Origin of the sequence: Pseudomonas sp. Pseusp88 (genome assembly GCF_047303955.1) — a bacterium.
Classification (GTDB): domain Bacteria; phylum Pseudomonadota; class Gammaproteobacteria; order Pseudomonadales; family Pseudomonadaceae; genus Aquipseudomonas.
In genome coordinates, this window is record NZ_JBGLYM010000041.1 from 15,282 (window position 1) to 42,182 (window position 26,901).

At 59.7% G+C, this 26,901-nt stretch carries 22 protein-coding genes and 2 tRNA genes; 12 read left to right on the forward strand and 12 right to left on the reverse strand.

The annotated features are described in order from the left end of the window. The first annotated feature begins 326 nt into the window (after nt 1–326). The 6 genes from ACCD02_RS29240 (at nt 327) to ACCD02_RS29265 (ending at nt 5,871) form a co-directional block, all read left to right on the forward strand. Nucleotides 327–1,394 carry an ABC transporter substrate-binding protein gene (locus tag ACCD02_RS29240; RefSeq protein ID WP_413309580.1) on the forward strand — a complete coding sequence of 356 codons (1,068 nt, stop codon included), beginning with the start codon at nt 327–329 and terminating at the stop codon, nt 1,392–1,394. Between the two features lie 292 nt (nt 1,395–1,686). Next, the gene (locus ACCD02_RS29245; protein WP_413309582.1) at nt 1,687–2,493 is read left to right on the forward strand and encodes an alkaline phosphatase family protein; all 807 of its coding nucleotides are present in this window, start codon (nt 1,687–1,689) and stop codon (nt 2,491–2,493) included. After that, nucleotides 2,490–3,335 carry an ABC transporter permease gene (locus ACCD02_RS29250; RefSeq protein ID WP_413309584.1) on the forward strand — a complete coding sequence of 282 codons (846 nt, stop codon included), beginning with the start codon at nt 2,490–2,492 and terminating at the stop codon, nt 3,333–3,335. The genes ACCD02_RS29245 and ACCD02_RS29250 overlap by 4 nt, the downstream gene beginning before the upstream one ends. Then, entirely contained in the window at nt 3,322–4,119 is a 798-nt protein-coding gene (locus ACCD02_RS29255; protein WP_413309586.1) for an ABC transporter permease, read from the forward strand. Before ACCD02_RS29250 ends, ACCD02_RS29255 begins: the two co-directional genes overlap by 14 nt. A gap of 1 nt (nt 4,120) precedes the next feature. Next, entirely contained in the window at nt 4,121–5,110 is a 990-nt protein-coding gene (locus tag ACCD02_RS29260; RefSeq protein ID WP_413309588.1) for an ABC transporter ATP-binding protein, read from the forward strand. Nucleotides 5,111–5,217: 107 nt separating this feature from the next. Beyond that, on the forward strand, nt 5,218–5,871 hold the full coding sequence (locus ACCD02_RS29265; protein ID WP_413309590.1) for an HAD family hydrolase: 654 nt from the start codon (nt 5,218–5,220) through the stop codon (nt 5,869–5,871). A gap of 146 nt (nt 5,872–6,017) precedes the next feature. On the opposite strand, the gene ACCD02_RS29270 is transcribed toward ACCD02_RS29265, so the two are convergent. Together ACCD02_RS29270 and ACCD02_RS29275 are read right to left on the reverse strand one after the other, a co-directional pair. Further along, complete coding sequence (locus ACCD02_RS29270) at nt 6,018–7,190, reverse strand: RHS repeat-associated core domain-containing protein (RefSeq protein ID WP_413309592.1); 1,173 nt, start codon at nt 7,188–7,190, stop codon at nt 6,018–6,020. A gap of 168 nt (nt 7,191–7,358) precedes the next feature. Beyond that, nucleotides 7,359–8,321, reverse strand: coding sequence for an NAD(P)H-quinone oxidoreductase (locus ACCD02_RS29275; RefSeq protein WP_413309594.1), 963 nt, complete (start codon nt 8,319–8,321; stop codon nt 7,359–7,361). Nucleotides 8,322–8,462: 141 nt separating this feature from the next. Between ACCD02_RS29275 and ACCD02_RS29280 the strand changes: the two genes are divergently transcribed. Both ACCD02_RS29280 and ACCD02_RS29285 read left to right on the forward strand, forming a co-directional pair. After that, the gene (locus ACCD02_RS29280; RefSeq protein WP_413309596.1) at nt 8,463–10,544 is read left to right on the forward strand and encodes a carboxy terminal-processing peptidase; all 2,082 of its coding nucleotides are present in this window, start codon (nt 8,463–8,465) and stop codon (nt 10,542–10,544) included. Nucleotides 10,545–10,658: 114 nt separating this feature from the next. Beyond that, nucleotides 10,659–12,437: a bifunctional diguanylate cyclase/phosphodiesterase gene (locus ACCD02_RS29285; protein WP_413309598.1), complete on the forward strand. Its 1,779-nt coding sequence runs from the start codon at nt 10,659–10,661 to the stop codon at nt 12,435–12,437. A 56-nt stretch (nt 12,438–12,493) separates the two neighbouring features. Here the strand turns inward: ACCD02_RS29285 and ACCD02_RS29290 are convergent, their stop codons facing one another. The 5 genes from ACCD02_RS29290 to ACCD02_RS29310 all read right to left on the reverse strand — a co-directional run bounded on the left by ACCD02_RS29290 (nt 12,494) and on the right by ACCD02_RS29310 (nt 16,374). Continuing rightward, entirely contained in the window at nt 12,494–12,859 is a 366-nt protein-coding gene (locus ACCD02_RS29290; protein ID WP_413309600.1) for a hypothetical protein, read from the reverse strand. Beyond that, on the reverse strand, nt 12,856–13,188 hold the full coding sequence (locus tag ACCD02_RS29295; RefSeq protein ID WP_413309602.1) for a helix-turn-helix domain-containing protein: 333 nt from the start codon (nt 13,186–13,188) through the stop codon (nt 12,856–12,858). The genes ACCD02_RS29290 and ACCD02_RS29295 overlap by 4 nt, the downstream gene beginning before the upstream one ends. 97 nt (nt 13,189–13,285) lie before the next feature. Then, nucleotides 13,286–13,756 (reverse strand): YkvA family protein, encoded by a 471-nt coding sequence (locus tag ACCD02_RS29300; protein WP_413309604.1) that lies wholly within the window; start codon nt 13,754–13,756, stop codon nt 13,286–13,288. Nucleotides 13,757–14,238: 482 nt separating this feature from the next. Continuing rightward, nucleotides 14,239–15,003 (reverse strand): FKBP-type peptidyl-prolyl cis-trans isomerase, encoded by a 765-nt coding sequence (locus tag ACCD02_RS29305; RefSeq protein WP_413309606.1) that lies wholly within the window; start codon nt 15,001–15,003, stop codon nt 14,239–14,241. A 246-nt stretch (nt 15,004–15,249) separates the two neighbouring features. Next, nucleotides 15,250–16,374, reverse strand: coding sequence for an NADH:flavin oxidoreductase (locus tag ACCD02_RS29310; protein ID WP_413309608.1), 1,125 nt, complete (start codon nt 16,372–16,374; stop codon nt 15,250–15,252). Nucleotides 16,375–16,474: 100 nt separating this feature from the next. Here ACCD02_RS29310 and ACCD02_RS29315 point away from each other — a divergent pair, with 100 nt between their 5' ends. Next, on the forward strand, nt 16,475–16,858 hold the full coding sequence (locus ACCD02_RS29315) for a winged helix-turn-helix transcriptional regulator (RefSeq protein WP_413309610.1): 384 nt from the start codon (nt 16,475–16,477) through the stop codon (nt 16,856–16,858). Between the two features lie 18 nt (nt 16,859–16,876). On the opposite strand, the gene ACCD02_RS29320 is transcribed toward ACCD02_RS29315, so the two are convergent. From ACCD02_RS29320 to ACCD02_RS29330, 3 genes are all read right to left on the reverse strand, one after another. Beyond that, complete coding sequence (locus tag ACCD02_RS29320) at nt 16,877–17,071, reverse strand: hypothetical protein (protein ID WP_413309612.1); 195 nt, start codon at nt 17,069–17,071, stop codon at nt 16,877–16,879. Nucleotides 17,072–17,366: 295 nt separating this feature from the next. After that, a tRNA-Asp gene (locus tag ACCD02_RS29325) sits at nt 17,367–17,443 on the reverse strand. A gap of 22 nt (nt 17,444–17,465) precedes the next feature. After that, nucleotides 17,466–17,541 (reverse strand) — tRNA-Val (locus tag ACCD02_RS29330). Nucleotides 17,542–17,701: 160 nt separating this feature from the next. Here ACCD02_RS29330 and rdgC point away from each other — a divergent pair. Both rdgC and ACCD02_RS29340 read left to right on the forward strand, forming a co-directional pair. Further along, entirely contained in the window at nt 17,702–18,622 is a 921-nt protein-coding gene (gene rdgC / locus ACCD02_RS29335) for a recombination-associated protein RdgC (RefSeq protein WP_413309614.1), read from the forward strand. 192 nt (nt 18,623–18,814) lie between these two features. Then, nucleotides 18,815–19,777 (forward strand): bile acid:sodium symporter family protein, encoded by a 963-nt coding sequence (locus ACCD02_RS29340; protein ID WP_413309616.1) that lies wholly within the window; start codon nt 18,815–18,817, stop codon nt 19,775–19,777. Between the two features lie 137 nt (nt 19,778–19,914). Here the strand turns inward: ACCD02_RS29340 and ACCD02_RS29345 are convergent, their stop codons facing one another. Together ACCD02_RS29345 and ACCD02_RS29350 are read right to left on the reverse strand one after the other, a co-directional pair. Then, nucleotides 19,915–21,789 carry an MFS transporter gene (locus tag ACCD02_RS29345; RefSeq protein WP_413309618.1) on the reverse strand — a complete coding sequence of 625 codons (1,875 nt, stop codon included), beginning with the start codon at nt 21,787–21,789 and terminating at the stop codon, nt 19,915–19,917. A 65-nt stretch (nt 21,790–21,854) separates the two neighbouring features. Next, nucleotides 21,855–23,000 (reverse strand): TDT family transporter, encoded by a 1,146-nt coding sequence (locus tag ACCD02_RS29350; protein WP_413309620.1) that lies wholly within the window; start codon nt 22,998–23,000, stop codon nt 21,855–21,857. Between the two features lie 365 nt (nt 23,001–23,365). Here ACCD02_RS29350 and ACCD02_RS29355 point away from each other — a divergent pair, with 365 nt between their 5' ends. After that, the gene (locus ACCD02_RS29355; protein WP_413309622.1) at nt 23,366–26,836 is read left to right on the forward strand and encodes a NahK/ErcS family hybrid sensor histidine kinase/response regulator; all 3,471 of its coding nucleotides are present in this window, start codon (nt 23,366–23,368) and stop codon (nt 26,834–26,836) included. Nucleotides 26,837–26,901 lie beyond the last annotated feature (65 nt).

The following is a 26,901-nucleotide window of genomic DNA, read 5'->3' on the forward strand; positions in this document are numbered from 1 at the left end:
AGGGCAGTGCCCGCACCTGGTGCACCGATTTCTGGTGCGTCCCAGCCTAGGCAGTGCAGATGACTGTTCTGTGACAAAGCGCTTCATAAAGCATGCCAATCATCGCCAGAGCAGCACCGAAGCCTCATAAAACCGAGTGTTTGCGGGTGGTCTACGCTTATGCGGCAGTCTGAACAAAAGACTACCGACAGGCCAGGAAAAGCAGCCCTCGACATGAAAGTGTCATCGAAAGGGCCTAACTTGGCTCAGGTATTGCTGATCTAGACCAACCACCCCGCAACGACCACTTCTAGAACAACACCGCTGAAGTGCATAAGGAGCATCGAATGAAACATGTTTTGTTGGCATCACTCCTGGGTTCCGCCATTGCCATGAGCACCGCCGCCATGGCCGCAGACACCGACCTCAAGGCACTGGAAGCAGCCGCCAAGACTGAAGGCGCGGTCAATAGCGTGGGTATGCCCGATGACTGGGCAAACTGGAAAGACACCTGGTCCGATCTGAAAACCAAATACGGCCTGACCCACATGGACACCGACATGAGCTCGGCCCAGGAAGTGGCCAAGTTCGATGCCGAAAAAGACAACGCCAGCGCCGACATCGGCGACGTGGGTGCGGCCTTTGGCCCCATCGCGGCGACCAAGGGTGTTACCCAACCCTACAAACCAAGCACCTGGGATCAGATCCCTCCTTGGGCTAAAGACAAAGACGGTCATTGGGCCCTGGCCTACACCGGCACCATCGCTTTCATCGTCAACAAGAAGCTGCTGCACGGTTCGGCAATCCCGACCAAGTGGTCTGACCTGAAAACCGGCAAATACAAGGTCGCCATCGGTGACGTGAGCACCGCAGCACAGGCCGCCAACGGTGTACTGGCTGCCGCCATCGCCAACAAAGGCAGCGAAAGCAATATCGAACCGGGCCTGCAACTGTTCACCGAGCTGGCCAAACAGAAGCGTATTTCCCTGGCTAACCCGACCATCCAGACCATGGAAAAGGGTGAAGTGGAAGTGGGCGTGGTCTGGGACTTCAACGGCCTGAGCTACAAGGCCAAGATGACCAACCCGGATGACTACGTGGTCCTGATCCCGTCCGACGGTTCGGTGATCTCGGGCTACACCACCATCATCAACAAATACGCCAAGCACCCGAATGCCGCCAAATGGGCACGTGAGTACATCTTCAGCGACGCCGGCCAGATCAACCTGGCAAAAGGCAATGCGCGTCCGATCCGTGCCGATCACCTGACCCTGCCAGCCGATGTGCAGGCCAAGCTGCTGCCTAACGAGCAGTACAAAGGCGTTACCCCGATCAAAGACGCAGCCGCGTGGGAAAAAACCTCGAAAGCCCTGCCGCAGAAATGGAACGAGCAAGTCATCATCGAGATGAATTGATCCCGGTTCCAGGTCTTCAGGGATGAAGACAAAAAAGGGCGAGCCAGCATTAGCTGCCTCGCCCCTTTTGGGTAAAAGATCCCGCCCGTCTTCGACGCCGCGCTGTTGCGCAGCAAACACCGGGCAGGGTGAGTGCTAGTTGTGGGAGCGAATTCATTCGCGAAGGCGGTATTCCAAACGATGCGGATGTACTGGATGCACCGGCCTCTTCGCGAATGAATTCGCTCCCACAAAAATCTCATTCGAAATCATAAAGAACTGCAAAAGCTCGTCCCACCTTGCCGGAGCGAATATGAAACACAACGTCATCCTGATCGTGCTCGACGGCCTGAATTATCAGGTGGCACAGCATGCGATGGGGCATCTGCAGGCCTACGCCAACGCCGGTCGCGCCGCGCTGTACAAGCTGGAATGCGAGTTGCCCGCCCTGTCGCGGCCGCTGTACGAATGCATCATGACCGGCGTTGCGCCCATCGACAGCGGCATCGTCCATAACAACGTTTCGCGTTTGTCCAACCAGCGCAGCATTTTTCATTATGCCCGTGACGCCGGGCTGAGTACCGCCGCAGCGGCCTATCACTGGGTCAGCGAGCTGTATAACCGCACGCCGTTCCTGGCTGCCCGGGACCGTCATACCAACGATGCCGAACTGCCGATCCAGCACGGCCTGTTCTACTGGGTCGATCACTACCCGGATTCGCACCTGTTCGCCGACGCCGAGAGCCTGCGCCTGGCCCACGCGCCGAACTTCCTGCTGATCCACCCCATGAATATCGACGACGCCGGACACAAGCACGGCCTCGACACCCCGCAATACCGCAATAGCGCCCGCAGTGCCGACATTATCCTGGCCGACTACCTGCAAGGCTGGCTCGACGCCGGTTATCAGGTACTGGTGACTGCGGACCACGGCATGAACAACGACCGCTCCCATAACGGCCTGCTGCCCGAAGAGCGCGAAGTGCCGCTGTTCGTGCTTGGCGATGCCTTCAGCCTCAACCCCGACGCCCAACCACTCCAGACCCAGCTGTGCGGTACGGTCTGCGAGCTGCTGGGTGTTGTCCACGACAAACCGGTCTGCCGGGAGATGCTCAAGTGAAAACATTCACCCGCGGCAAATGGCTGGCCATCCTGTGCCTGGTGCCCTTTGCCCTGTTCTTTATCGTGTTCCAGATCGCCCCGCTGGCCTGGGTGGCGATCAACAGCCTGTATTCGGAAGACGGCGGCTGGGGCATCAGTAACTTCATCCGCGCCTTTGATTCACGCTTCTATCGCCAGGCCATGCAATACAGCCTGGAGATCAGTTTCTGGTCGAGCCTGTTCGGCATCCTCATTGCCATCCTCGGTGCCTATTCGTTGCGCAAGGTGGATTCGCGGCTGCGCGACTTCGTCAACGCCTTCGCCAACATGACCAGCAACTTCTCCGGGGTGCCCCTGGCTTTCGCCTTCATCATCCTGCTCGGTTTCAACGGTTGCATCACGCTGATCCTCAAGCAGAGCGGGATCATCGAAGACTTCAACCTGTATTCCAAGACCGGCCTGATCATCCTCTACACCTACTTCCAGATTCCCCTGGGCGTGCTGCTGCTCTACCCGGCCTTTGACGCCCTGCGTGAAGACTGGCGCGAGTCGGCGTCTCTGCTAGGTGCCAGCAGTTTTGATTTCTGGCGGCATATCGGCCTGCCGGTACTGACTCCGGCGCTGCTCGGCACCTTCGTCATCCTGCTGGCCAACGCCTTGGGCGCCTACGCCACGGTGTACGCCCTGACCACCGGCAACTTCAACGTGTTGCCGATCCGAATCGCTGCGATGGTTGCCGGCGATATCACCCTGGACCCGAACATGGCCAGTGCGCTGGCCATGATTCTGGTGGGGTTGATGACGCTGGTTACCATCGTCCATCAGTGGCTGCTCAAGAGGAGCTACCATGTCTCGCGCTGAACGCGGTCCCGTCGGGCTCTACCACCGTTTCGTGGTCTATGCCCTGTTCCTGATCCTGCTGCTGCCCCTGGCCGGTACGCTGCTGTATTCCCTGGCCAGCAGCTGGGGTGCAACCATTCTGCCCAGCGGCCTGACCTTCAAGTGGTACATCGCCCTGTGGAGCGACCCGCGCTTTCTTATGGCGTTCGGCCAATCGCTGCTGGTGTGCGTCAGTGCGCTGATCCTCTCCGTGGTACTGATCCTGCCGCTGCTGTTTGTGGTGCATTACCACTTCCCGCGCCTGGATGCGCTGATGAACATCCTCATTCTGTTGCCCTTTGCGGTGCCGCCGGTGGTGTCCTCGGTGGGGCTGTTGCAGCTCTATGGCTCAGGGCCGCTGGCCATGGTCGGCACACCGTGGATCCTGATCGGCTGCTACTTCACCGTGGCCCTGCCATTCATGTACCGCGCCATTACCAACAACTTGCAGGCCATCAACCTGCGCGACCTGATGGACGCCTCGCAGCTGCTCGGCGCGAGCACCTGGCAGGCCGCCGTACTGGTGGTACTGCCCAACCTGCGCAAGGGCCTGATGGTGGCATTGCTGCTGTCGTTCTCCTTCCTGTTCGGCGAGTTCGTGTTCGCCAACCTGCTGGTCGGTACGCGCTACGAAACCCTGCAGGTCTATCTGAACAACATGCGTAACAGCAGCGGTCACTTCAACAGTGCGCTGGTGATTTCCTACTTCCTCTTCGTGCTGGTGCTGACCTGGGCTGCCAATCGACTGAACAAGGACAAAGACTGATATGAGTTACGTCAGCGTTGAAAACCTGCAAAAGAGCTACGCCAGCACAGCTGTGTTCAGCGATATCAACTGCACCATCGGCCGTGGCGAATTCGTCACCCTGCTCGGGCCCTCCGGCTGCGGCAAATCCACCCTGCTGCGCTGCATCGCCGGGCTGACGTCGGTCAACAGCGGCAAGATCATTCTCGACGGCCAGGACATCGTTCCCCTGAGCCCGCAGAAGCGTAATATCGGCATGGTGTTCCAGAGCTATGCGCTGTTCCCCAACATGACCGTGGAACAGAACGTCGCCTTCGGCCTGCGCATGCAGAAGATCAATGGCGATGACACTCACAAGCGCGTGGCCGAAGCGCTGAAGATGGTCGAACTGACCGACTTCTCCGCTCGCTATCCGCACCAGATGTCCGGCGGCCAGTGCCAGCGCGTGGCCCTGGCCCGCTCGCTGGTCACCCGCCCGCGCCTGTTGCTCCTCGATGAGCCGCTGTCGGCACTCGATGCGCGGATTCGCAAACATCTGCGCGAGCAGATCCGCGCCATCCAGCGCGAACTGGGCCTGACTACCATTTTCGTGACCCACGATCAGGAAGAAGCCCTGACCATGTCAGACCGTATCTTCCTGATGAACCAGGGCCGCATCGTCCAGAGCGGCGACGCCGAAACCCTCTACACCGCACCGGTGGACGCCTTCGCCGCCGGGTTCATCGGCAACTACAACCTGCTCGAAGCCGACGCGGCCAGCCGCCTGCTGCAACGGCCGATCAACAGCCGCGTGGCCATCCGCCCGGAAGCCATCCAGCTGAGCCTGACCGGTAGCCTGGAAGGCGAAGTACGCAGCCACAGCCTGTTGGGCAACGTCATTCGCTACCGCGTCGAAGCCCATGGCGTGGAAGTAGTGGTCGACGTACTCAATCGCAGCGCGGATGATCTGCACCCGGATGGGCGGCGGGTGACACTCAATATTGAGTCTTCGGCACTCTGCCCGGTCGCTTAGAACCTACGACGGCAGGAGCGAACCCGGTGGGAGCGAATTCGCTCCCACACCTCACTCTCACCGAGTTGGTTCCTGCCGCAACAGAAAAGATTTCAAGGAAACACGCCATGCCTCTAGCCATTTTTGACCTGGACGAAACCCTCATCGGCGGCGACTGCGCCACGCTGTGGGCCGAACAGATGGGACGCCTGGGCTGGGTCGATCCCGCGTCATTCATGCAGCGCAACAACGAGCTGATGGACGCCTACAGCAAGGGCGAACTGGCGATGGAGGACTACATGACCTTCGCCCTGGAGCCCATGGCCGGGCGCACGCCGGAAGAGATCGACCATCTGGTCGAACCCTGGGTAGAAGACTTCATCGAGCCAATCATCTACAGCGAAGCCTGCACCTGCATCGCCCGGCACCGCGCCAATGGTGACCGCATTCTGGTGATCTCGGCGTCAGGCGTGCACCTGGTCCAGGCCATCGCCGCGCGCATCGGCGTCGATGAAGTGCTGGCCATCGACCTGCAGGTGATCAACGGCGTCTACAGTGGCGCCACCGAAGGCGTGCTGACCTATCGCGACGGCAAAGTCACCCGCCTGCTGGAATGGCTGGACAAGGAAGGGGAAAACCTGGAAGGCGCTTTCTTCTACTCAGACTCGCGCAACGACCTGCCGCTGTTGCTCAAGGTCGATCACCCGCAGGTGGTCAATCCGGATCCTGTGCTGCGCGAACACGCAGAAAAGCATGGGTGGCCGGTGCATAGCTGGAAATAACCCCCCGGCCAAGCGGCAAACACAAACCTGGCAGGAGCCAACTTGTTGGCGAGCAGGGATGACGCGGTGTGTCAGGCACACCGCTTCGCGAAAGTTCTCCTACCCGAATGCTGCGACTTGGCCCAACGCCTCATTAATCAACCACATCACCTATTATTTTTGGTTCCTTTTCTGTAATGAACACCGACCTGCCTTACGTCAATCACGCGATCTTTTATAGTAAAAACAGCCCGCAGCTTTAGCCCCAAGTCAAGTTCATACAAATCACTTTCATCAAAATTTCGTTTCCCCCCACCGAGTTTTTTAATTGCAAACCTGGAATCATTCTGTGGATATATTCCTGTTTGGGTGATATGGCTTTCAAACGATCTGAATTTGTTCAGAGCGTTTCTCTCCAAAGGATCTTTCTCGTTGAGCTTGAAGTTCGCGCCTTCTGTCGAGATAGTCCATCGCTTCGCATCACGCTCTACAGGTTGCTTCGTGCGACTGCCACCTGCCCGGGAAGTCGACGGCAAAACTGCATTTACCCTGTCATCGCTCGCTGCTATGCCTGCCCTTTTTTTGCGCGTCACCGTGACACTTTCACCATACTCGAAAGCCCTGGCAACCGGAGCGGCCTTGAGATCTGTACTTTCAGAGGTAGTGACGGTGGTCACGACCCTCTTGAAGGCCCCCTTCCCAGAGGCCATGTGAGGTGCACTCATCGGTGTCGCCACTGCCGGACGTGCCGGTGCCCACCTCGCCTGAAGCCGTTGAAGCGCGCTAATAAACAAGTTGCTATGACCAAAGTGGCCAGAAGGGTCACCGAAATTAACAGGATCCCCCGAACAATACCCATAAGCATTCACCCCCCCCAGGCCGAAAGGGCTCAAACTGTCGGGGCTGTTGAAACGCATCAATATCGGATTAAACGCTCGATAACCATTACCCAGCAGATAATGTCCGGTAATGAGATCACGAACTTCTCCATTGAAACCCGGTAATCGGGTAAGGCCCATGTCTGCGGGTTGATACCCATATGGCATATAAAAGTTTGAGTCCCGGCCCTGGTTTTCGATGCTTTCCAATACTGAACGCTGCTGATCAGTCGCCAGAAGCATGGCATTCGAGCCATTCGAATCCGGCTGATGTTGGGCCAACAATAAATCGCCCTGCTGCATCAGGGTGCGCCGAACTTGCCCCTGAATTTCCGTAGCCAGTCGATTTTTCAGGTAAAATCGCTGCTGCGCTGCCTCCCCCGCAACCGCGCATCTGGCGATACGGTCCAAAGGGTCATAGCGGTACGACGATAAAATGGCTGTGTTGTTGAATAAAGACATCGTGATACTCCCTAACGCAGTTACACGCTTGGACTATCAGGGTCGCATCCTTTTCTGATCCTGTCCCCTAGCAGAAATAATAGGTTTGCGCAGCAGCCAAGTAAGCAGCGACAGCACCATCAGACGATGGCAACTGTCGCAATTTACCGAACGCCTGGGCGTCTCAACTCACACCAGCGCCTCATCAATAACCAACACCACCTTGCCCGACACCTGGTTGGTCGCAAGCTCGGCAAAAGCCGCTTCGGCATCGGTGATGGGGAAGGTTCTGGCCAGTTGCGGGCTCAGACGACCCTCGCTGAACAGCGGCCAGACGTGCTGGCCCAGGTCGCTGAGCAGATCGGCCTTGAACTGATCGCTGCGGCTGCGCAGGGTCGAGCCGAGAATCTGAATGCGCTTGCCCAGGACCTGAGCAAAATCCAGCTCGGCCTTGCGCCCACCCATCAGGCCGATCAGCACCAGACGTCCGTCGACACCCAACACCTTCAGATTCAGCGCGGCATAGTTGGCACCGACCGGGTCGAGGACGACGTCAAAGGGCGCGAAGTCGTTGAGGCTGTCCAGACTCTCGTCGCGGATCGCCCCGCCCTGGGCACCGAGCGCTTCACAATAGGCCAGACGCTCGGCCGAGCCGACACTGACCCAGACCGGGTTACCAAAGGCCTTGCACAGCTGAATACCGGCTGAACCAACACCACTTGCCCCGGCGTGCAGCAAAACTTTTTCACCGGGCTTGAGGCCCGCCAGCTGGAACAGATTGAGCCAGGCCGTGGCATAGACTTCCGGGATCCCGGCCGCCTCGGCCAGGCTGATACCCTCGGGCACCGCCAGCACGTGACGCGCATCGACCACCACTTCTTCAGCCATGGCCCCGCCCGCAACCAGCGCACAGACGCGGTCGCCGACCTGCCAGGCCGTGCCGGAACCGACTTCGGCAATCACCCCGGAGCATTCCATGCCGAGGATTTGCGTCACCCCTGGCGGCGGTGGATAAAGCCCCGCACGCTGCAATAAATCGGCCCGGTTCAAACCGGCAGCGGCCACCTTGATCCGCACTTGACCCACATCAAGGGCCGGACTTGGCTCCTCGACCCATTCCACTTGACCGTCAACGCCTTGCAATGCCTTCACAGTGCCTCCATAGTGAGTCTGGACTGAGCCCGGAGCTAGTAAACGACCGGGCTTTTTGCATTATGCGACCGGATCCGACGGAGCCGGCGACTTCAAAGACGGCCTAATATGCGTTATCAATTGTCCCCGCGTCGAATCGGCATGAAGCATTTTCTTCCAAGCAGCGCCCTCGCCCTGGTCATTGGCCTCAGCGTCCTGCCAATGTCCGCCAGTACTTTTGCCGCCAACAGCTGGGATAATCTTCAGCCTGATCGCGATGAAACCATTGCCAGCCTGAATATCGTCGAGCTGCTCAAACGGCACCATTACAGCAAGCCGCCGCTGGACGACAAGCGCTCGGTCATCATCTACCAGAGCTATCTGAAACTGCTCGACCCGGCACGCAGCTACTTCCTGGCCAGCGATATCGCCGAGTTCGACAAGTGGCAGACTCAGTTCGACGACTTCCTCAAGAGCGGCGATCTGAACCCCGGCTTTACCATCTACAAGCGTTATCTGGACCGCATCAAGTCGCGTCTGGACTTCGCCCTGGCCGAGCTGAGCAAAGGTGTCGACAAGATCGACCTCAACACCCACGAAACCCTGCTGATCGAACGCAAGGACGCGGCCTGGCCGAAGAACGAGGCAGAGCTGGACGACCTGTGGCGCAAGCGCGTCAAGGATGAGGTGTTGCGCCTGAAGATCGCCGGCAAAGACCCGGCAAAAATCCAGGAAACCCTGACCAAGCGCTACAAGAATCAACTGGCGCGTCTGTCCCAGACCCGTGCCGAGGATATCTTCCAGGCGTACATCAATACCTTTGCGATGTCCTACGACCCGCATACCAACTACCTGTCGCCGGAAAGCGCGGAAAACTTCGATATCAACATGAGCCTGTCGCTCGAAGGTATCGGCGCCGTGCTGCAGAGCGACAACGACAACGTCAAGATCGTGCGTCTGGTCCCGGCCGGCCCCGCCGACAAGACCAAGCAGGTTGCACCCGCCGACAAGATCATCGGTGTCGCCCAGGGTGACAAGGAAATGGTCGACGTGATCGGCTGGCGCCTGGATGAAGTGGTCAAGCTGATCCGCGGACCGAAAGGTTCGGTGGTACGCCTGGAAGTGATCCCGGCCAGCAATGCGCCGAATGACCAGACCAGCAAAATCGTGCCGATCACCCGTGAAGCGGTGAAGCTTGAAGAACAGGCGGCGAAGAAATCCATCCTGCACCTGAATCAGGACGGCCGTGACTACAAGCTCGGCGTCATCGACATCCCGGCCTTCTACCTGGACTTCAAGGCCTACCGTGCCGGCGATCCTGAGTACAAGAGCACCACCCGTGACGTGAAGAAACTGCTGACCGAGCTGCAGGCCGAGAAGGTCGATGGCGTGGTCCTGGATCTGCGCAACAACGGCGGCGGCTCGTTGCAGGAAGCCACCGAGCTGACCAGTCTGTTCATCGACAAGGGCCCGACCGTGCTGGTGCGTAACGCCGACGGCAAGGTCGATGTCCTCGAAGACGAAGACAGCGGCGCCTTCTACAAAGGCCCGATGGCTCTGCTGGTCAACCGTCTCTCGGCCTCGGCCTCGGAGATTTTCGCCGGTGCCATGCAGGACTATCATCGCGCGTTGATCATCGGCGGCCAGACCTTCGGCAAAGGCACCGTGCAGACCATTCAGCCGCTGAACCACGGCGAACTGAAACTGACCCTGGCCAAGTTCTACCGGGTATCCGGGCAGAGCACCCAGCATCAGGGCGTGCTGCCGGACATTTCCTACCCGTCGATCATCGACACCAAGGAAATCGGCGAGAGCGCCCTGCCGGAAGCCATGGCCTACGACACGATCAAACCAGCCATCAAGCCAGTCGTTGATCCGTTCAAGCCGTTCCTGGCGCAGTTGCAGGCCCGTCACGATGCCCGTTCTGCCAAGGACGCCGAGTTTGTCTTCGTCGAAGAGAAACTGGCCCTGGCCAAGAAGCTGATGAGCGAGAAAACCGTCAGCCTCAACGAAGCCGACCGTCGCGCCGAACACGCCCGTATTGAAAACGAGCAACTGGTCATGGAAAACACCCGCCGCAAGGCCAAGGGTGAAGCACCGCTCAAGGAACTGAAGAAGGAAGATGAAGACGCCTTGCCGCCGGACGATTCCAAGACCAAACCGGAAGACGACGCTTACCTGTCGGAAACCGGGCGTATCCTGATCGATTATCTCGGCTTGAATTCGTCTGTGGCCAATAAATAAAGGCCGAAACCGTTGATGGAGAGTTTTCCGTCATCAAACAGTCATGAATCTGTCGTGAAATAACGGGGCTGGGCGGTGTTATCGCCCAGCCCCTTTTTTTGACCCGAGATTGCCATGACCGTGACCGAGCAGCTGAGCGCCTTGAGTTCAATTCTGGCTCAACGTGATCTATCCAGCCTGTTCCAGCCTATCGTGTCATTGTCGCAACGCCGCATCCTCGGCTACGAAGCGCTGACCCGCGGCCCGTCCAACAGCTCCCTGCACTCGCCTGTCAGCCTGTTCGCGGTAGCGCGTCAGGCCGGGCGCCTGAGCGAACTGGAACTGGCCTGCCGGGAAAGCGCCTGCCGCCGTTTTGCCGAGCAGAATCTGGACGGCAAGCTGTTCCTCAATATCTCCCCCGAATCCCTGCTCGAAGCCTCCCACCCACCGGGCCGCACCTTGCAACTGCTGCAACGCTACGGCATCGCCCCGAAAAACGTGGTGATCGAGTTGACCGAGCAGACCCCCACCGATGACTTCGAGCTGCTTTACAACGCGCTGCACCATTATCGCGACATGGGTTTCTCCATCGCCCTGGACGATCTTGGTGCGGGCTATTCAAGCCTGCGTCTGTGGTCGGAGCTGCGCCCGGACTATGTGAAGATCGATCGCCACTTCATCGATGGCATCCATCAGGACGCGGTCAAACGCGAGTTCGTCGGCTCCATGCTGCAAATGGCCAAGGCCTCCCGGGCACTGGTCATTGCCGAGGGCATCGAACTGTCTGAAGAACTGGCGGTGCTGATCGACATGGGCGTCGATCTGGTCCAGGGCTACCTGCTCTGCCGCCCCCAGGAACTGCCGCCGCGGGATGCACGGGTGATGCTGTCCAGGCTTGAGCCCCTCGGCTCGCCGATCATGGCCGACGACAGCGCCGATCTCAGCGCCCTGCTGATCGAACAGCCCGCCGTCAACCAGACCATGCCGACTGCCAACGTCCTCGAGGCCTTTCGCAAGCAGGCCAATCTCAACTCCCTGGCAGTGCTGGACGCCCACTCTCAACCGGTAGGTATCGTGCATCGGCATTCACTGTCCGATGTGCTGCTGCAGCCCTTTGCCACTGAATTGTTCGCGCGCAAGCCCATCAGCCGCCTGATGAGCGACGATTTCCTCGCCGTGGAACTGAATCAGTCGCTGCAACAGGTCAGCCGCCTGATCACCAGCCGTGCCCGCCAACGGATCGAAGAAGATTTCATCATCACCCTCAACGGCGCCTACCTGGGTCTGGGACGGGTGATAGATGTACTCAAGCTGATCACCGAGCTGAAGATCCAGCAGGCCCGTTACGCCAACCCGCTGACCCTGCTGCCGGGCAACGTGCCGATCCAGCAGTGCCTGACGCGCCTGCTGCAACAAGGGCGCGAGTCAATGATCTGCTATGTGGATATCGACAGCTTCAAGCCGTTCAACGATATCTACGGCTATGGTCGCGGCGATGAAGTGCTGTTATGCCTGGCCCAGTGCCTGAACGAGCGCATCGACCCCAGTCGCGATTTCGTCGGCCATATCGGCGGGGATGACTTTCTCATGGTATTGGGCTCGGACGACTGGAGCAAACGCCTGAATTATCTGCTGGAGGACTTCCAGAACCAGTGCCGTCGCTTCTATCGCGCCGAACACCTGGAAGCCGGCTGCTTCGTCGCCCTGAACCGCCAGGGCCAGCGCCAGGAGTTTCCCCTGCTGTCACTGTCCATCGGCGTGGTTCACCTGCGCCCGGAAGCCTGCACCCTGGTCGATGCCAGCCAGCTGGCTGAACTCGCCTCGCAGGCCAAGCACTACGCCAAGGACGTGCCGGGGGCGAGTGTGCATGTGATTGATCTGCGGGATTTGGATCTTACAAAGTCCCTGGCTTGAACCGGATCCTGTGGGACCGGCTTCAGCCGGGAAGACCACAAATCAGATCTGGATCGTTACTCCACCACCGGATAACTGAACTCGAATACCCGTACCACTTCCGAAGCATGCCACGACGCGGCAGCGACGCCGTCGGACGGCCCGGAGAAACGCCCCAACCGCTCGGCACACTCGAAAAAACCGGTACGCGGCAAACGGCTGGCACCCTGGCTGATCACCAGAGAGCTGCGCAGTGGCTGTTCGGCGCGGGCGTCCAGCGCTGCCAGATGTTCCAGGGCAGCAGTCAGTGTCTGCATGGCCGGACTGGGCAACTGCAGGCGTTCCAGCAGGGCCCGGTAGGTGAGCAGATGACGCTGACGGCGCGCCTGGTCCAGTTCAGTCAACAGCGCGTCCCAATGCTGGCGACTGATGCGCACGCTCATGACGCGTCCCTCCAGCCCGCCACGCCCAGCTCCCAGGCCAGGCTGCGGCGAATGGCGGCATCCGGCTGACGCTCGCCACTTTCGATCATTTGCAGATAGGAAGGACTGATACCGACGGTGCGGGCCAGCTGTGCCAGCTCCAGGCCCTTGGCAACCCGCAGCGCGCCCAGTTGCTCGAAGCCGGGCAATTCGCCCTCGGTAGCGGCGACCGCAGCCTGTGGTGGCGGCGCAGAAGCGAGACCGGCGGCCTTGAGCAAGGCCTGATACCGGGCCCATGGCAAGACCGCGTATTCTGGCTCTCCATCACGAGAAATGACCTGAAGATCCATACAACCCCCACAACTGTGCAATTAGGCATATTCCATGTACCGGCATCTTAACAGCGCTCGGGGGCGGTACGCCTGTACTTACTTGCCATGAAACGCTCTAGTCATCGACCAGGGGCACATCCTTGGGTTTTTCCTGTTCCAGCAAAACCTGATTCGCCGGCAGGCGCTCCACTACCGCGAGCTTCTCCGGAACCTGCCGGGCCCGCCAGGTGCGGAAGGCATTAAGCTCGGCCTCCAGACTTTTCATGACCCAGGCCAATACGGCGATATCGTCCAGCATGCCGATGCCGGGAATCCAGTCAGGAATGGCATCCAGAGGGCTGAGAAAATACATCAGGCCTGCCACCACCGAGAGAATGGCCTTCGGACTGATGGCACGGTACTCGCCCCGCCAATAGGCCAGGCAGAGAGCCTGCAACAGGCGCAAATCCTCCTTGAGCTTGCCCAGCCGATTGCCTTCGCTGGCGCCTTTGCGCGCCACAGCAAACAACAGGCCCGGTAAACGCCCGGCCGCCATCAGACGACGGGCCATGGGTAGATAGCGCAGGATATTCCATGGTGCTTTCATGCTTTTTCCCCTGAAACATCTGAATGGCGGAGCCTGTGGGACCGGCTTTAGCCGGGAAGGCAATACTACGGGCGCTGAAAATCTATCGGCCTCACCGCCCCATTCCCGGCTAAAGCCCACCCCACAAGACTCTCCTACAAGCAATACACGTCTACGTGCTTTTTCCACTACAAGGTTATCCACACATCCTGTGGATAACCTTGTGAACAGCAGCGCAATAAACCGCCAGAACCCCCGTTCCACAGGGCCTCGACTTAAATCGGGCATTTTTTACTCACATAAAAAAAACCCATAAATTCGTTGACTTAGGCATGTTCAGAAGTTACCCACAGCGTTCGACTGGATCGTCCTACAATCATCGTCGTTCGACGGTCGCTATCCGCTAATTGGGACTGCCGGTACCTTCATCCGTTCGACTGCGTTCGGCAAAAACGACAACGCCCCGTCGAAACGGGGCGCTGGCTTATAGCAAGGTAAAGCTGTTACTTCTTGGCTGGAGCGTCGGCCGCAGGGGCTTCTTCATCAGCATCGGCGCCTGGAGCCGGAGCGGCTGCAGGGTCCTTGATGCCCAGCAGTTCCAGGTCGAAGACCAGAACCGAGTTGGCCGGGATCATCGGGCTTGGGCTTTGTGCGCCGTAAGCCAGTTCACTCGGGATGTAGAGCTTGATCTTCTCGCCTACATGCATCAGTTGCAGGCCTTCGACCCAACCCGGGATCACGCCGCTGACGGGCAGATCGATAGGGCTGCCACGTTCAACCGAGCTGTCGAAGACCTTGCCATCGATCAGCTTGCCTTCGTAGTGGACGGTGACGACGTCAGTAGGCTTGGGCTGAGGGCCGTCGGCTTTCTTGATGATTTCGTATTGCAGGCCCGAAGCCGTGGTGGTCACACCGGCTTTCTTGGCGTTGTCGGCGAGGAATTTCTTGCCGGCGGCTGCCGACTCTTCGCTCATTTTGGCCAGGCGCTCTTCAGCACGCTTTTGCAAAGCGGCGAAAGCCTGGACCAGGTCTTCGTCTTTGAGTTTCTGTTCTTTCTTGCCGATGGCATCTTCGATACCCAGGGCTACGGCCTTGGAGTCGAGATCATCCATGCCTTCCTGAGCCAGGCTCTTGCCCATATTCAGGCCGATGCCATAAGACGCTTTTTGTGCCGGGGTTTTCAGCTCGACGGTGCTGGCCTGCTTGTCACAACCCGCGAGTACCAGACCGACCAGGGCAATCGCCGCTGCCAACCGATGCTGTTTCATGCTGTTTCCTTGTTCATGCGCCAATAGGGCAAACGAGTAAAGCCGCGAGCTTATCAGTCCGCCGCGACCAATGGCTACCGGCATCAGAGGGGAAAAAGGCAGATAAGTTCAGGTATCCAAAGGTTTTCCCGGACAGTTGCCCCGCCGTTCAGTCGGGGTTCAGTCATCCGCCCTGCTCGTCTGCGACCTGCTGTCGCATCGTCTGACCTTGTGGGCGACAGGGCCGATGACCCTGTCGCCCGAGGATCACACCAGCTGACCCAGTGCCGCTACGGTAAAGTCCTCAAGGCTGGCGCGGTCACCGCCCTGTACTTTGCTGACCCAGCGCGGGTCGCTGAGCAGGGCGCGGCCGACGGCGATCAGGTCGAACTCGTTGCGCTCCAGACGCTGAACCAGATTGTCCAGGCTGGCGGGCGATGAAGACTGCCCGGTGGTGAAGGTATCGACGAAGTCACCTGACAGGCCCACCGAACCAACGCTGATGGTCGCGGCACCGGTGAGTTTCTTCGCCCAGCCGGCAAAGTTCAGCCCTTGCTCGCCGTCGAGTTCCGGGAATTCGGCCTCCCAGAAACGTCGCTGCGAGCAGTGTAGTACATCGACCCCGGCTTCCACCAACGGCAGCAGCCAGTCGGTCATGGCATCCGGCGTAGTGGCCAGGCGCGAGGTGAAGTCCTGCTGCTTCCACTGGCTGACCCGCAGGATCACCGGAAACTCAGGACCGACGGCCTGGCGAATAGCCTTGACTACTTCAGCGGCAAAGCGCGAACGCTGTTTAAGGGTCGCGCCGCCGAAGGCATCGGTACGCAGGTTGGTGCCTTCCCAGAAGAACTGATCAATCAGGTAACCGTGGGCGCCGTGAATTTCCACGGTATCGAAACCCAGGGTCCTGGCATCCAGGGCGGCTTGGGCGAATGCGGCGATGGTATCGGCAATGGCGTTATCGCTCATGACTTCACCACGCGGTGTGCCGGGAGCCACCAGGCCCGACGGGCTTTCTACCGGGCTGTCCGGCACCCAGTCAGTCTGGGTGCTGGGCACGGAGCCGGTATGCCAGATCTGTGGGCCCATCTTGCCGCCAGCGGCGTGCACGGCATTGATGACCTGCTGCCAACCGGCCAGGGCTGCTTCGCCATGGAAAAAGGGAATACCCGGCTGATTGCGTGCAGCCGGACGATTGATCACCGTACCTTCGGAGAGGATCAGGCCGACATCAGCCTCGGCGCGACGACGATAGTAAGCGGCGATATTGCTGTCCGGCACACCTTCGGGGGCGAAGGAACGGGTCATCGGCGCCATGACAATACGGTTTTTCAACGCCAGGGATTTCACCTGGAAAGGCTGGAACAGTGCAGCAACATTTTGTGCGGTCATACCAGGACGCTCCAATTTCGTGAAGGCGTTATGGTATCTTCCGGATACTTAATATCAATCAGGCACTTTAATGAAACCAGGTATCCCTGAGGAAACCACCATGGACACCCAGCACCCACCGGTCTTCCACGCCAATTGCTCCAGCCGCCTGCTGCTGGACCAGATTGCCGATAAATGGTCCATTCTGGTGATTGCCGCGCTGTGTGCCGCGCCCACGCGCTTCAACGTCATTCGCCGTCGACTGGAGGGGATCACGCAGAAGTCCCTGACCCAGACCCTGCGGCGCCTGGAGCGCAATGGCATGGTCGCACGACGCGTCATTACCGACTCACCGATTGCCGTCGAGTACAGCATCACGCCATTGGGGCAGAGCCTGAAAGCGCCCTTCCAGATGCTCTACGCCTGGACCGAGGAACATAAAGAGCAAGTCGAGCAGGCACAGCAAGCATTCGATCAGCGCACGACTCAAGCAGAGCCTGTGTGACCGTTCAAGACAATGGCTTCAGCCTTCCAGCGTGCGCGCCAGATCTTTTACCGATTGCAGGGGCTGGGGGCTGGCGATGACCTGGCGCATGACGTCGCGCAGGTCGGCCGGAAGTTGCTCCAGGCAACGCTGCGCCGAGGCACGCACCGCGTCGTCTGTTCCATGGATACGCGCGGCCAGCAGCAATACCAGGGTGGCGTCCGAAAGATTCATGGCAGGGTCCAGAAGAAATCCGCAGCGAAGTTTACTGGGTCTTGCGGCACTACATACCACGACTTTATTGCAGATAGCGCGAAACAGTAGATCAATAATTTCATCAATTGACTGTTCGCAACCGCGCAAGACTTGTTAATCGCTTGATTTGACTTGAAAAGTCGCCGCGCTGCCGGATCTGGATCAATAGTGCGGCAAACAGCCCCTCGCGGCACAAATCCCAGGCAACAAAAAAGCGACCCTAAGGTCGCTTTTCTGGTCGATTCGAGGAGTTCAAGGGCCTCGAATCTCAATATGGCGCAGCGGACGGGACTCGAACCCGCGACCCCCGGCGTGACAGGCCGGTATTCTAACCGACTGAACTACCGCTGCGCGTAACACCTTTTACATCGAGTGGTGGGTGATGACGGGATCGAACCGCCGACCCGCTGCTTGTAAGGCAGCTGCTCTCCCGGCTGAGCTAATCACCCATGTCTCTCGGTGTGGCGCGCATTCTACGGAGCGACCTCACCTCTGGCAAGCACTTTTTGAAATAAATTTTATAATCCTTCCAAAGGCTTAGCGCAGGGTTGGCCGCAGGGTCCGGGCAGCTAATAATGCCCCCTTTGTATAGAAGGAGAGACTTACCCCATGTGGTTCAAAAACCTGCTTGTCTATCGCCTGACCCAGGATCTGCCGTTCGACGCCGAGGCGCTGGAGACTGCACTGGCGACCAAACTGGCGCGCCCCTGTGCCAGCCAGGAGTTGACCACTTACGGTTTCGTCGCCCCTTTCGGTAAAGGTGCTGACGCTCCCCTGGTCCACGTCAGTGGCGATTTCCTGCTGATCGCGGCCCGTAAAGAAGAACGCATCCTGCCCGGCAGCGTCGTGCGCGATGCTCTTAAAGAGAAGGTCGAAGAGATCGAAGCCGAGCAGATGCGCAAGGTCTACAAGAAGGAGCGCGACCAGCTCAAGGATGAAATCATCCAGGCCTTCCTGCCCCGTGCCTTTATCCGTCGTTCGTCCACCTTCGCCGCCATCGCGCCGAAACAGGGCTTGATTCTGGTCAACAGCGCCAGCCCCAAGCGTGCCGAAGACCTGCTCTCGACCCTGCGTGAAGTGATCGGCTCGCTGCCGGTGCGGCCACTGACCGTCAAGACCGCGCCGACTGCGATCATGACCGACTGGGTCAAGACCCAGAAAGCCGCCGACAACTTCTTCGTCCTCGACGAATGCGAGCTGCGCGACACCCACGAAGACGGCGGCATCGTCCGTTGCAAGCGTCAGGACCTGACCAGCGACGAAATCCAGCTGCATCTGAGCACCGGCAAAGTGGTGACCCAGCTGTCCCTGGCGTGGATGGACAAACTGTCCTTCGTGCTCGACGACAAACTGGTGGTCAAACGCCTGAAGTTCGAGGACCTGCTGCAGGATCAGGCCGAACAGGATGGCGGCGAAGAGGCCCTGGGCCAACTGGACGCCAGCTTCACCCTGATGATGCTGACCTTCGGCGAGTTCCTCCCGGAGCTGTTTGAAGCCCTGGGTGGCGAGGAAATGCCTCAGGGGATCTGATTCGCGGCAAACCAAGAACCTGTAGGAGCCGGCTTGCTGGCGATGGCGGTGTGACAGTCAACATCTTCCTTGACTGACCTGATGCTATCGCCAGCAAGCCGGCTCCTACGGGGTTGTATTTCAATTCAAATGATGGGAATCGGCCTACCGGCCACTACACCTGACATCAACAATAAATAAAAGGAGCGAGCCATGCGTGCCCTGGCTGCATTGAGTCGTTTTGTCGGTAATACCTTTGCATACTGGGTGCTGCTGTTCGCTGTCCTGGCGTTCCTGTTCCCGAGCGGGTTCATCGTCCTCAAGACCCTGATCGTGCCCCTGCTGGGCCTGGTCATGTTCGGCATGGGCCTGACCCTCAAGCTCGAAGATTTCTCCGAGGTCGTGCGCCACCCGTGGCGCGTGGCCCTGGGTGTCGTTGCCCACTTCGTGATCATGCCAGGCGTGGCCTGGCTGCTGTGCCAGCTGTTTCATCTGCCACCGGAAATCGCCGTGGGTGTGATCCTGGTCGGCTGCTGCCCGAGCGGCACCTCGTCCAATGTAATGACCTGGCTGGCCAAGGGCGACCTGGCGCTGTCGGTGGCCATCGCCGCCGTCACCACCCTGCTCGCCCCGCTGCTGACCCCGGCACTGATCTGGCTGCTGGCCTCGGCCTGGCTGCCGGTGTCCTTCATGGAAATGTTCTGGTCGATCCTGCAACTGGTCATGCTGCCGATCGTCCTTGGCGTCATCGCCCAGCGCGTATTGGGCCATAAGGTCAGCTATGCGGTGGACGTACTGCCGCTGATCTCGGTGGTCAGCATCGTCATGATCGTCTGTGCTGTGGTCGCCGCCAGCCAGGCCAAAATCGCCGAATCCGGCCTGCTGATCATGGCCGTGGTGATCCTGCACAACAGCTTCGGTTTCCTGCTGGGTTACTTCACCGGCAAGCTGTTCAAACTGCCCCTGGCCCAGCGCAAGTCACTGTCCCTGGAAGTCGGCATGCAGAACTCCGGCCTCGGCGCCGCCCTGGCCAGCGCCCACTTCTCGCCACTGGCGGCGGTGCCAAGCGCGCTGTTCAGCGTCTGGCACAACATCTCCGGGGCGTTGCTGTCGACGTACTTCAGAAAGATGGAGCCTGACGCAGTGGTAACTGAAGACAAGCCAGTCTTGAATTAAGTCTCTACGGGACTGTTTTTGTGGGACCGGCTTTAGCCGGGAAAGGGCCGCTACACGCTGCATTCGCTTGGTCAGGAAGGACGCCTTCCCGGCTAAAGCCGGTCCCACAAGCCCTGTTTAAAATCATGATGTTGTTGCTAGCGCACATCCCCACGCAACGCCGCCACCCGCTCCCGCGCACTGGCCGGAACTGCATCCTCCCCTTCCAGCGGCGCACCCGCCACCACGGTCACACGCGACCAGAACCGTCGGAAAAAGCCCTTCTGCGGATCACGGCTGAAGAAGCTGCCCCATAGCCCCTGCAATGCCAGGGGAATGACCGGCACCGGGGTCTCTTTCAGAATCCGCGTCATACCGCCCTTGAACTCGTCTATCTCGCCATCGCCGGTCAACTTGCCTTCCGGAAAGATACACACCAGCTCGCCATTGCGCAGGTACTGGGCAATACGCTCGAACGCGCGCTCGAAGACCTTGATGTCCTCACTGCGCCCGGCAATCGGAATGGCCCCGGCGGTGCGGAAAATAAAGTTGAGCACCGGCAGGTTGTAGATCTTGTAGTACATGACAAAGCGAATCGGCCGACGCACTGCGCCGGTAATCAATAAAGCATCGACGAAAGACACATGATTGCAGACCAACAGCGCCGCGCCCTCATCGGGAATCCGCTCCAGCTCACGGTGTTCGACGCGGTACATGGAATGGCTGAGCAGCCAGATCATGAAACGCATGGTGAACTCGGGGACGATCTTGAAGATGTAGGTGTTGACCGCGATGTTCATCAGCGACACCACCAGAAACAGCTCCGGGATCGGCAGCTTGAGCAGACTCAGGAAGACGATGGAGAACAGCGCCGAGATCACCATGAACAAGGCATTGAGGATGTTGTTCGCGGCAATCACCCGGGACCGCTGGTTCTCCGGGGTGCGCGACTGGATCAGGGCATACAGCGGCACGATATAGAAGCCGCCAAACAGACCCAACCCCATGATGTCAAACAGTACCCACCAGGCCTGGCCGTGACCGAGCAGGGTCAGCCAGTCGTAGGCCAACGCGCCCTGAGCAAGGGCACCGGAATGCCACCACAGCAGCAGGCCGAAAATAGTCAGCCCGAACGAGCCAAAGGGCACCAGGCCGATTTCTACCTTATGCCCCGACAGACGCTCGCAGAGCATTGAGCCGGCGGCGATGCCGATGGAGAACACCGTGAGGATCAAGGTGACGACAGTCTCATCGCCATACAGCCACTCTTTGGCGTAAGCGGGAATCTGCGTCAGGTAAATCGCGCCGACGAACCAGAACCACGAGTTGCCGACAATCGAACGCGACACTGCGGGCGTCTGCCCCAAGCCCATGCGCAGAGTGGCCCAGGACTGGCTGAAAATATTCCAGTTGAGGATCATCTCCGGCGCCGCAGCAGCCGCGCGAGGAATGCTGCGACTGGCGACGTAACCCAGACAGGCAGTCAGAATCATCGCCGTCGCGACAATGGGTGCGTAATGACCGGACGACATCATGATCCCGGCACCAATGGTTCCCGCCAGAATCGCCAGGAAGGTGCCCATTTCCACCAGACCGTTGCCGCCCACCAGTTCCTCTTCACGCAGATGCTGGGGCAGGATCGAATACTTCACCGGGCCGAACAGCGACGAGTGAGTCCCCATGGCAAACAAGGCCACCAGCATCAGCCACAGGTGATCGAACAGAAAACCGAGGGCGGCCACCATCATGATCGCGATCTCGCCCAACTTGATCAGGCGGATCAGCGCATCCTTGGCGTACTTCTCACCGAACTGCCCGGCCAGGGCCGAAAACAGAAAGAACGGCAGGATAAACAGCAGCGCACAAAGGTTGACCCAGATGGAGCGATCCCCGGCGATGCTCAATTTATAGAGAATCGCCAGGATCAGCGACTGCTTGAAGATATTGTCGTTGAACGCCCCGAGGGACTGGGTAATGAAAAACGGCAGGAAACGCCGGGTTCCAAGTAGTTTGAATTGTGACGGCTGGCTCATCGTCCGTGGTCCTGAATGGCTCGTGCGCCATTGAAGACGTTAAGCCGCCGGATGTCGATAGCTCTCTAACCTTCGGCACGTTTACACAGGCCGGCGATACATGGCGATACAAACAACTCGCCGTGCCAGGCGCCCCGCAGGGTACGGCTCATGACCAGCAGCCAGAGCAGCGCCAGGCAGACCACCAGGCCCTCGCCCATCACGGCAAAGAACTGCAGATGCAGCACCGCCGCCAGTTTCAGTGTGGCCGTGGCGTAGACCCCCAACGGAAAGGTGAATCCCCACCAGCCGAGGTTGAACGGGATGCCACTGCGCAGATAACGCAGGGTAATCAGCACCGCCAGCAGCATCCACCACAGGCCAAAGCCCCACAGAACAATCCCCGCCACCAGGCCAATACCCTCGACCATGGTGCCGACACTCGCCAGGCCATTGGCGGCGAAGATCGCCGGGGCCTCGCTGCCCAGCAGCAACATGCCCAACGCCCCCGTACCAATCGGGCCCAGCGCCAGCCAGCTCGAAGCGGCCATGCTTTCGTGGGGCAACTTGTGCAACGCCATGCGCAATAAAAGAATGGCGAGAATGCTGAATGCCACCGGCACCGAGAACGCCCACAGCACGTAGCTGGTGATCAGCACATGAAACTGCGTCCCGGCATCGGCCAGATGCGGCGCCAGTTGCCCGCCACTGACCGCCGCCACTTCCGCCGCCACCACTGGCAGCAGCCAAACGGCGGTCATCTGATCGATGCTGTGCTCCTGACGGGTGAACATCATGAACGGAATTACCACCCCACAGACCAGCGCCATGCCCACATCCAGCCACCACAACCCTTCGATCACCGGCAGCAAGCCTTCACCCCAGCGTGGCAGGCCATAGAGCATGGCACCATTGATCAGCGTCGCCAGGCCCATGGGAATGGTGCCGAAGAACATCGACACCGTGGAATGACCGAACACCCGCCGCGCTTCATCAAAGAACAGTACCCAGCGCGCGCCATAGAGAAGACTGAACAGCACGAACAGCGCGATATTAAACAGCCACAGCGCCTCACCCACGCCACGCAGGCTTGCGAATTGGCCGAGCAACAACGAAAGGATCCCCGTACCCATGGTCGCGGCGAACCAGTTGGGGGTGAAATGGCGGATGACATCCAGTGGCTGGGCCAGCTGGCTCAAGGGTCTGACGGGGTAAACGGCAATACGGGTCATGATCGGCTCCTGTCCTCTGGTGAGGTGGGGCCATGGTACGGCGGGACTGTTTATCGACTAAGCGGGTAATTTCTCTATAGGTCATCTATTTAGCAGATAAATGGCGCTCGACCCGCTAAATGTGCGAGGGAACGCCGGGAAGCGGCACCGATTGGTGGGAGCCAATTCATTCGCGAAAGCGGTACACCTGACAATAAATATGTTTTGAATGTACCGGCTTCTTCGCGAACGAATTCGCTCCCACAGTTCGCACCAGCCATTTGCTCCATCCTGCTCAGACCTTGGTCGAGACAGACGCCGCGCAGCCAGCATGCGAGACTGTCCGACTCCAGCTGAATCGTTACGTCTTGAGGCTTGAATTTGCTATGTCGTTGTCCAGCGGACTGATCGCCGCCGTCGCCCTGGCCTATATGGCTATCATGTTTGCCATCGCCTTCTGGGGCGACCGGCGCAGTGCTTCGCTGCCGCCGACTTTGCGTGCGTGGGTCTATAGCCTGTCCCTGGCGGTGTACTGCACCAGCTGGACCTTCTTCGGCGCCGTGGGCCAGGCGGCCGAACAGTTCTGGTCGTTCCTGCCAATCTATATCGGCCCGGTGCTGCTGATGCTGCTGGCGCCCTGGGTGCAGCAGAAGATGGTGATGATCAGCAAGCAGGAGAACATCACCTCCATCGCTGACTTTATCGCCGCCCGTTACGGCAAATCGCAGTCCCTGGCCGTTGTCGTCGCGCTGATCTGCCTGGTCGGCGTACTGCCGTACATTGCCCTGCAACTCAAGGGCATTGTCCTGGGCGTGAATATCCTCATCGGGGCCGTAGCCGACGCCAGCGGCACCCGTGCACAGGACACGGCGCTGATCGTGTCGCTGATCCTCGCCCTGTTCACCATCGTCTTCGGTACGCGCAATCTCGATGTCACCGAACACCATCGGGGCATGGTCCTGGCCATAGCGTTCGAAGCACTGGTCAAGCTGCTTGCCTTTATGGCCGTAGGCATTTTCGTCACCTACGGCCTGTACGACGGTTTCGATGACCTGTTCAATCAGGCCATGCTCGCCCCGCGCCTGGAAGAGTACTGGAAGGAAACCATCAATTGGCCATCCATGGTGGTGCAGACCGGCGTAGCGATGATGGCCATGGTCTGCCTGCCCCGGCAGTTCCACGTCACAGTCGTGGAAAACATCAACCCTCAGGACCTGCGCCTGGCCAAATGGGTGTTCCCGGCCTATCTGGCATTGGCCGGGCTATTCGTGGTGCCCATCGCCCTGGCCGGGCAGTTGTTGCTGCCCGCCTCGGTATTGCCGGACTCCTTCGTCATCAGCCTGCCCCTGGCCCACGCCCATCCTTCCCTGGCCCTGCTGGCGTTTATCGGCGGTGCGTCGGCGGCCACCGGTATGGTCATCGTCGCCAGTGTCGCGCTGTCGACCATGGTTTCCAACGACATGCTGCTGCCCTGGCTGTTGCGCAAGCAGACCGCCGAGCGGCCGTTCGAAGTGTTCCGCCACTGGATGCTCTCGGTGCGCCGGGTCAGTATCGTGGTCATTCTGCTGTTGGCCTACGTCTGCTATCGCCTCCTCGGGTCCACCGCGAGCCTTGCGACCATCGGCCAGATTGCCTTTGCTGCCATCACCCAGTTGTCCCCGGCCATGTTCGGCGCGCTGTACTGGAAACAGGCCAACCGCCGTGGCGTATTTGCCGGGCTGGCGGCGGGGATTTTCATCTGGTTCTACACCCTGGTTCTGCCGATCAGCGCCCATAGCCTGGGCTGGCCGCTGAGCACCTTCCCGTTGCTGAGCTGGCTGCACAACAACCCGCTTCACTTGCCGATCACCCCGCTGACCCAGGGCGTGGTGCTATCCCTGGCAGGCAACTTCATTCTGTTTGCCTGGATTTCGCTGCTGTCGCGTACAAGAGTGTCGGAGCACTGGCAGGCCGGGCGCTTTATCGGCCAGGAAACCAACGCTCGCAGCAATAACCGCCCGCTGCTGGCGGTGCAGATCGAAGACCTGCTGAGCCTGTCGGCGCGTTTTGTCGGTGAGGAACGGGCGCGGCAGAGCTTCATGCGTTTCGCCTATCGCCAAGGCAAAGGCTTCAACCCCAATCAGAACGCCAATGGCGACTGGATTGCCCACACCGAACGCCTGCTGGCCGGGGTTCTCGGCGCCTCTTCGACCCGTGCCGTGGTCAAGGCTGCCATCGAAGGCCGCGACATGCAGCTTGAAGATGTGGTGCGCATCGCCGACGAAGCCTCGGAGGTGCTGCAATTCAACCGCGCCCTGCTGCAAGGCGCCATCGAGAACATCACCCAAGGCATCAGCGTGGTCGACCAGTCCCTGTGTCTGGTGGCCTGGAATCACCGGTATCTGGAGCTGTTCAACTACCCCGAAGGGTTGATCAGCGTCGGCAGGCCCATCGCCGATATCATCCGCTACAACGCCGAGCGCGGCCTTTGCGGGCCGGGCGAGGCCGAGGTGCATGTGGCCAGGCGCCTGCACTGGATGCGCCAGGGCCGCGCTCACACCTCCGAGCGCATGTTCCCCAATGGCCGGGTCATCGAACTGATCGGCAACCCCATGCCCGGCGGCGGTTTCGTCATGAGCTTCACCGACATCACCGCCTTCCGCGAGGCCGAGCACATGCTCAAAGGCGCCAACGAAGGACTGGAACAACGTGTGGCCGAGCGTACCCGCGAGCTGTCACAACTCAACGTGGCGCTGACTGAAGCCAAGGGCGTGGCAGAAAGTGCCAACCAGTCCAAGACTCGTTTCCTCGCGGCGGTCAGCCACGACCTGATGCAGCCGCTGAACGCCGCCCGGCTGTTTTCTGCCGCCCTGTCCCATACCAGCGATAACCTGCCGGACGAGGCTCAACAGCTGATTCAACATCTGGACAGCTCCCTGCGTTCAGCCGAAGACCTCATCAGCGATCTGCTGGATATTTCCCGTCTGGAAAACGGCAAGATCACCCCGGATCGCCAACCCTTTGCCCTCAACACCCTGTTCGACACATTAGGCGCCGAGTTCAAGGCATTGGCTCAGGAACAGGGTCTGCAATTCCACGTGCGCGGCACGGCATTACGGGTCGACAGCGATAGCAAATTGCTGCGACGCATCCTGCAAAACTTCCTGACCAATGCCTTTCGCTACGGCAAGGGCCCGGTGCTGCTGGGTGTGCGCCGGCAGGGTAATCACTTGAACCTGGAAGTCTGGGACCGTGGCCCCGGTATTCCTGAAGACAAGCGTCAGGTGATTTTCGAGGAATTCAAACGCCTGGACAGCCACCAGACCCGCGCCGAAAAAGGCCTGGGTCTGGGCCTGGCGATCGCTGACGGCCTGTGCCAGGTGCTCGGCCACCGCCTGCAAGTGCGCTCCTGGCCGGGCAAGGGCAGCGTGTTCAGCGTCAGCGTGCCACTGGCCCAGCGCCAGCTGACCCAGGCTGCCGCGCCCAGGGAAACCAACGGTACGGCCCTGAGCGGCACGTCGGTGCTCTGTGTGGATAACGAAGACAGCATCCTGATCGGCATGAACAGCCTGCTGACGCGATGGGGTTGCAAGGTCTGGACCGCCCGCAGCCGCGAAGAATGCCAGGCCCTGCTCGACGACGGCGTACGCCCGCAACTGGCGTTGGTGGACTACCACCTGGACGAAGGCGACACCGGCACCGAACTCATGGCCTGGCTGCGCACCCGTCTTGGCGAACCCTTGCCGGGCGTAGTCATCAGCGCCGACGGCCGCCCGGAACTGATCAGCCAGATCAACGCCGCAGGGTTGGGTTACCTGGCCAAGCCGGTCAAGCCAGCGGCGCTGCGGGCGTTATTGAGTCGGCATATTGCGTTGTAGGGCCGACGCTTTCGATTTCCCGTGGGACCGGCTTTAGCCGGGAAGGCGCCTTCCCGGCTAAAGCC

Bases quoted from the DNA above. Each gene is read 5' to 3' on its own strand.
- ACCD02_RS29240 (WP_413309580.1), top strand. From the start codon at position 327: ATGAAACATGTTTTGTTGGCATCACTCCTGGGTTCCGCCATTGCCATG.
- ACCD02_RS29245 (WP_413309582.1), top strand. From the start codon at position 1,687: ATGAAACACAACGTCATCCTGATCGTGCTCGACGGCCTGAATTATCAG.
- ACCD02_RS29255 (WP_413309586.1), top strand. From the start codon at position 3,322: ATGTCTCGCGCTGAACGCGGTCCCGTCGGGCTCTACCACCGTTTCGTG.
- ACCD02_RS29260 (WP_413309588.1), top strand. From the start codon at position 4,121: ATGAGTTACGTCAGCGTTGAAAACCTGCAAAAGAGCTACGCCAGCACA.
- ACCD02_RS29265 (WP_413309590.1), top strand. From the start codon at position 5,218: ATGCCTCTAGCCATTTTTGACCTGGACGAAACCCTCATCGGCGGCGAC.
- ACCD02_RS29270 (WP_413309592.1), bottom strand. From the start codon at position 7,190: ATGTCTTTATTCAACAACACAGCCATTTTATCGTCGTACCGCTATGAC.
- ACCD02_RS29280 (WP_413309596.1), top strand. From the start codon at position 8,463: ATGAAGCATTTTCTTCCAAGCAGCGCCCTCGCCCTGGTCATTGGCCTC.
- ACCD02_RS29285 (WP_413309598.1), top strand. From the start codon at position 10,659: ATGACCGTGACCGAGCAGCTGAGCGCCTTGAGTTCAATTCTGGCTCAA.
- ACCD02_RS29290 (WP_413309600.1), bottom strand. From the start codon at position 12,859: ATGAGCGTGCGCATCAGTCGCCAGCATTGGGACGCGCTGTTGACTGAA.
- ACCD02_RS29295 (WP_413309602.1), bottom strand. From the start codon at position 13,188: ATGGATCTTCAGGTCATTTCTCGTGATGGAGAGCCAGAATACGCGGTC.
- ACCD02_RS29300 (WP_413309604.1), bottom strand. From the start codon at position 13,756: ATGAAAGCACCATGGAATATCCTGCGCTATCTACCCATGGCCCGTCGT.
- ACCD02_RS29305 (WP_413309606.1), bottom strand. From the start codon at position 15,003: ATGAAACAGCATCGGTTGGCAGCGGCGATTGCCCTGGTCGGTCTGGTA.
- ACCD02_RS29310 (WP_413309608.1), bottom strand. From the start codon at position 16,374: ATGACCGCACAAAATGTTGCTGCACTGTTCCAGCCTTTCCAGGTGAAA.
- ACCD02_RS29315 (WP_413309610.1), top strand. From the start codon at position 16,475: ATGGACACCCAGCACCCACCGGTCTTCCACGCCAATTGCTCCAGCCGC.
- ACCD02_RS29320 (WP_413309612.1), bottom strand. From the start codon at position 17,071: ATGAATCTTTCGGACGCCACCCTGGTATTGCTGCTGGCCGCGCGTATC.
- rdgC (WP_413309614.1), top strand. From the start codon at position 17,702: ATGTGGTTCAAAAACCTGCTTGTCTATCGCCTGACCCAGGATCTGCCG.
- ACCD02_RS29340 (WP_413309616.1), top strand. From the start codon at position 18,815: ATGCGTGCCCTGGCTGCATTGAGTCGTTTTGTCGGTAATACCTTTGCA.
- ACCD02_RS29345 (WP_413309618.1), bottom strand. From the start codon at position 21,789: ATGAGCCAGCCGTCACAATTCAAACTACTTGGAACCCGGCGTTTCCTG.
- ACCD02_RS29350 (WP_413309620.1), bottom strand. From the start codon at position 23,000: ATGACCCGTATTGCCGTTTACCCCGTCAGACCCTTGAGCCAGCTGGCC.
- ACCD02_RS29355 (WP_413309622.1), top strand. From the start codon at position 23,366: ATGTCGTTGTCCAGCGGACTGATCGCCGCCGTCGCCCTGGCCTATATG.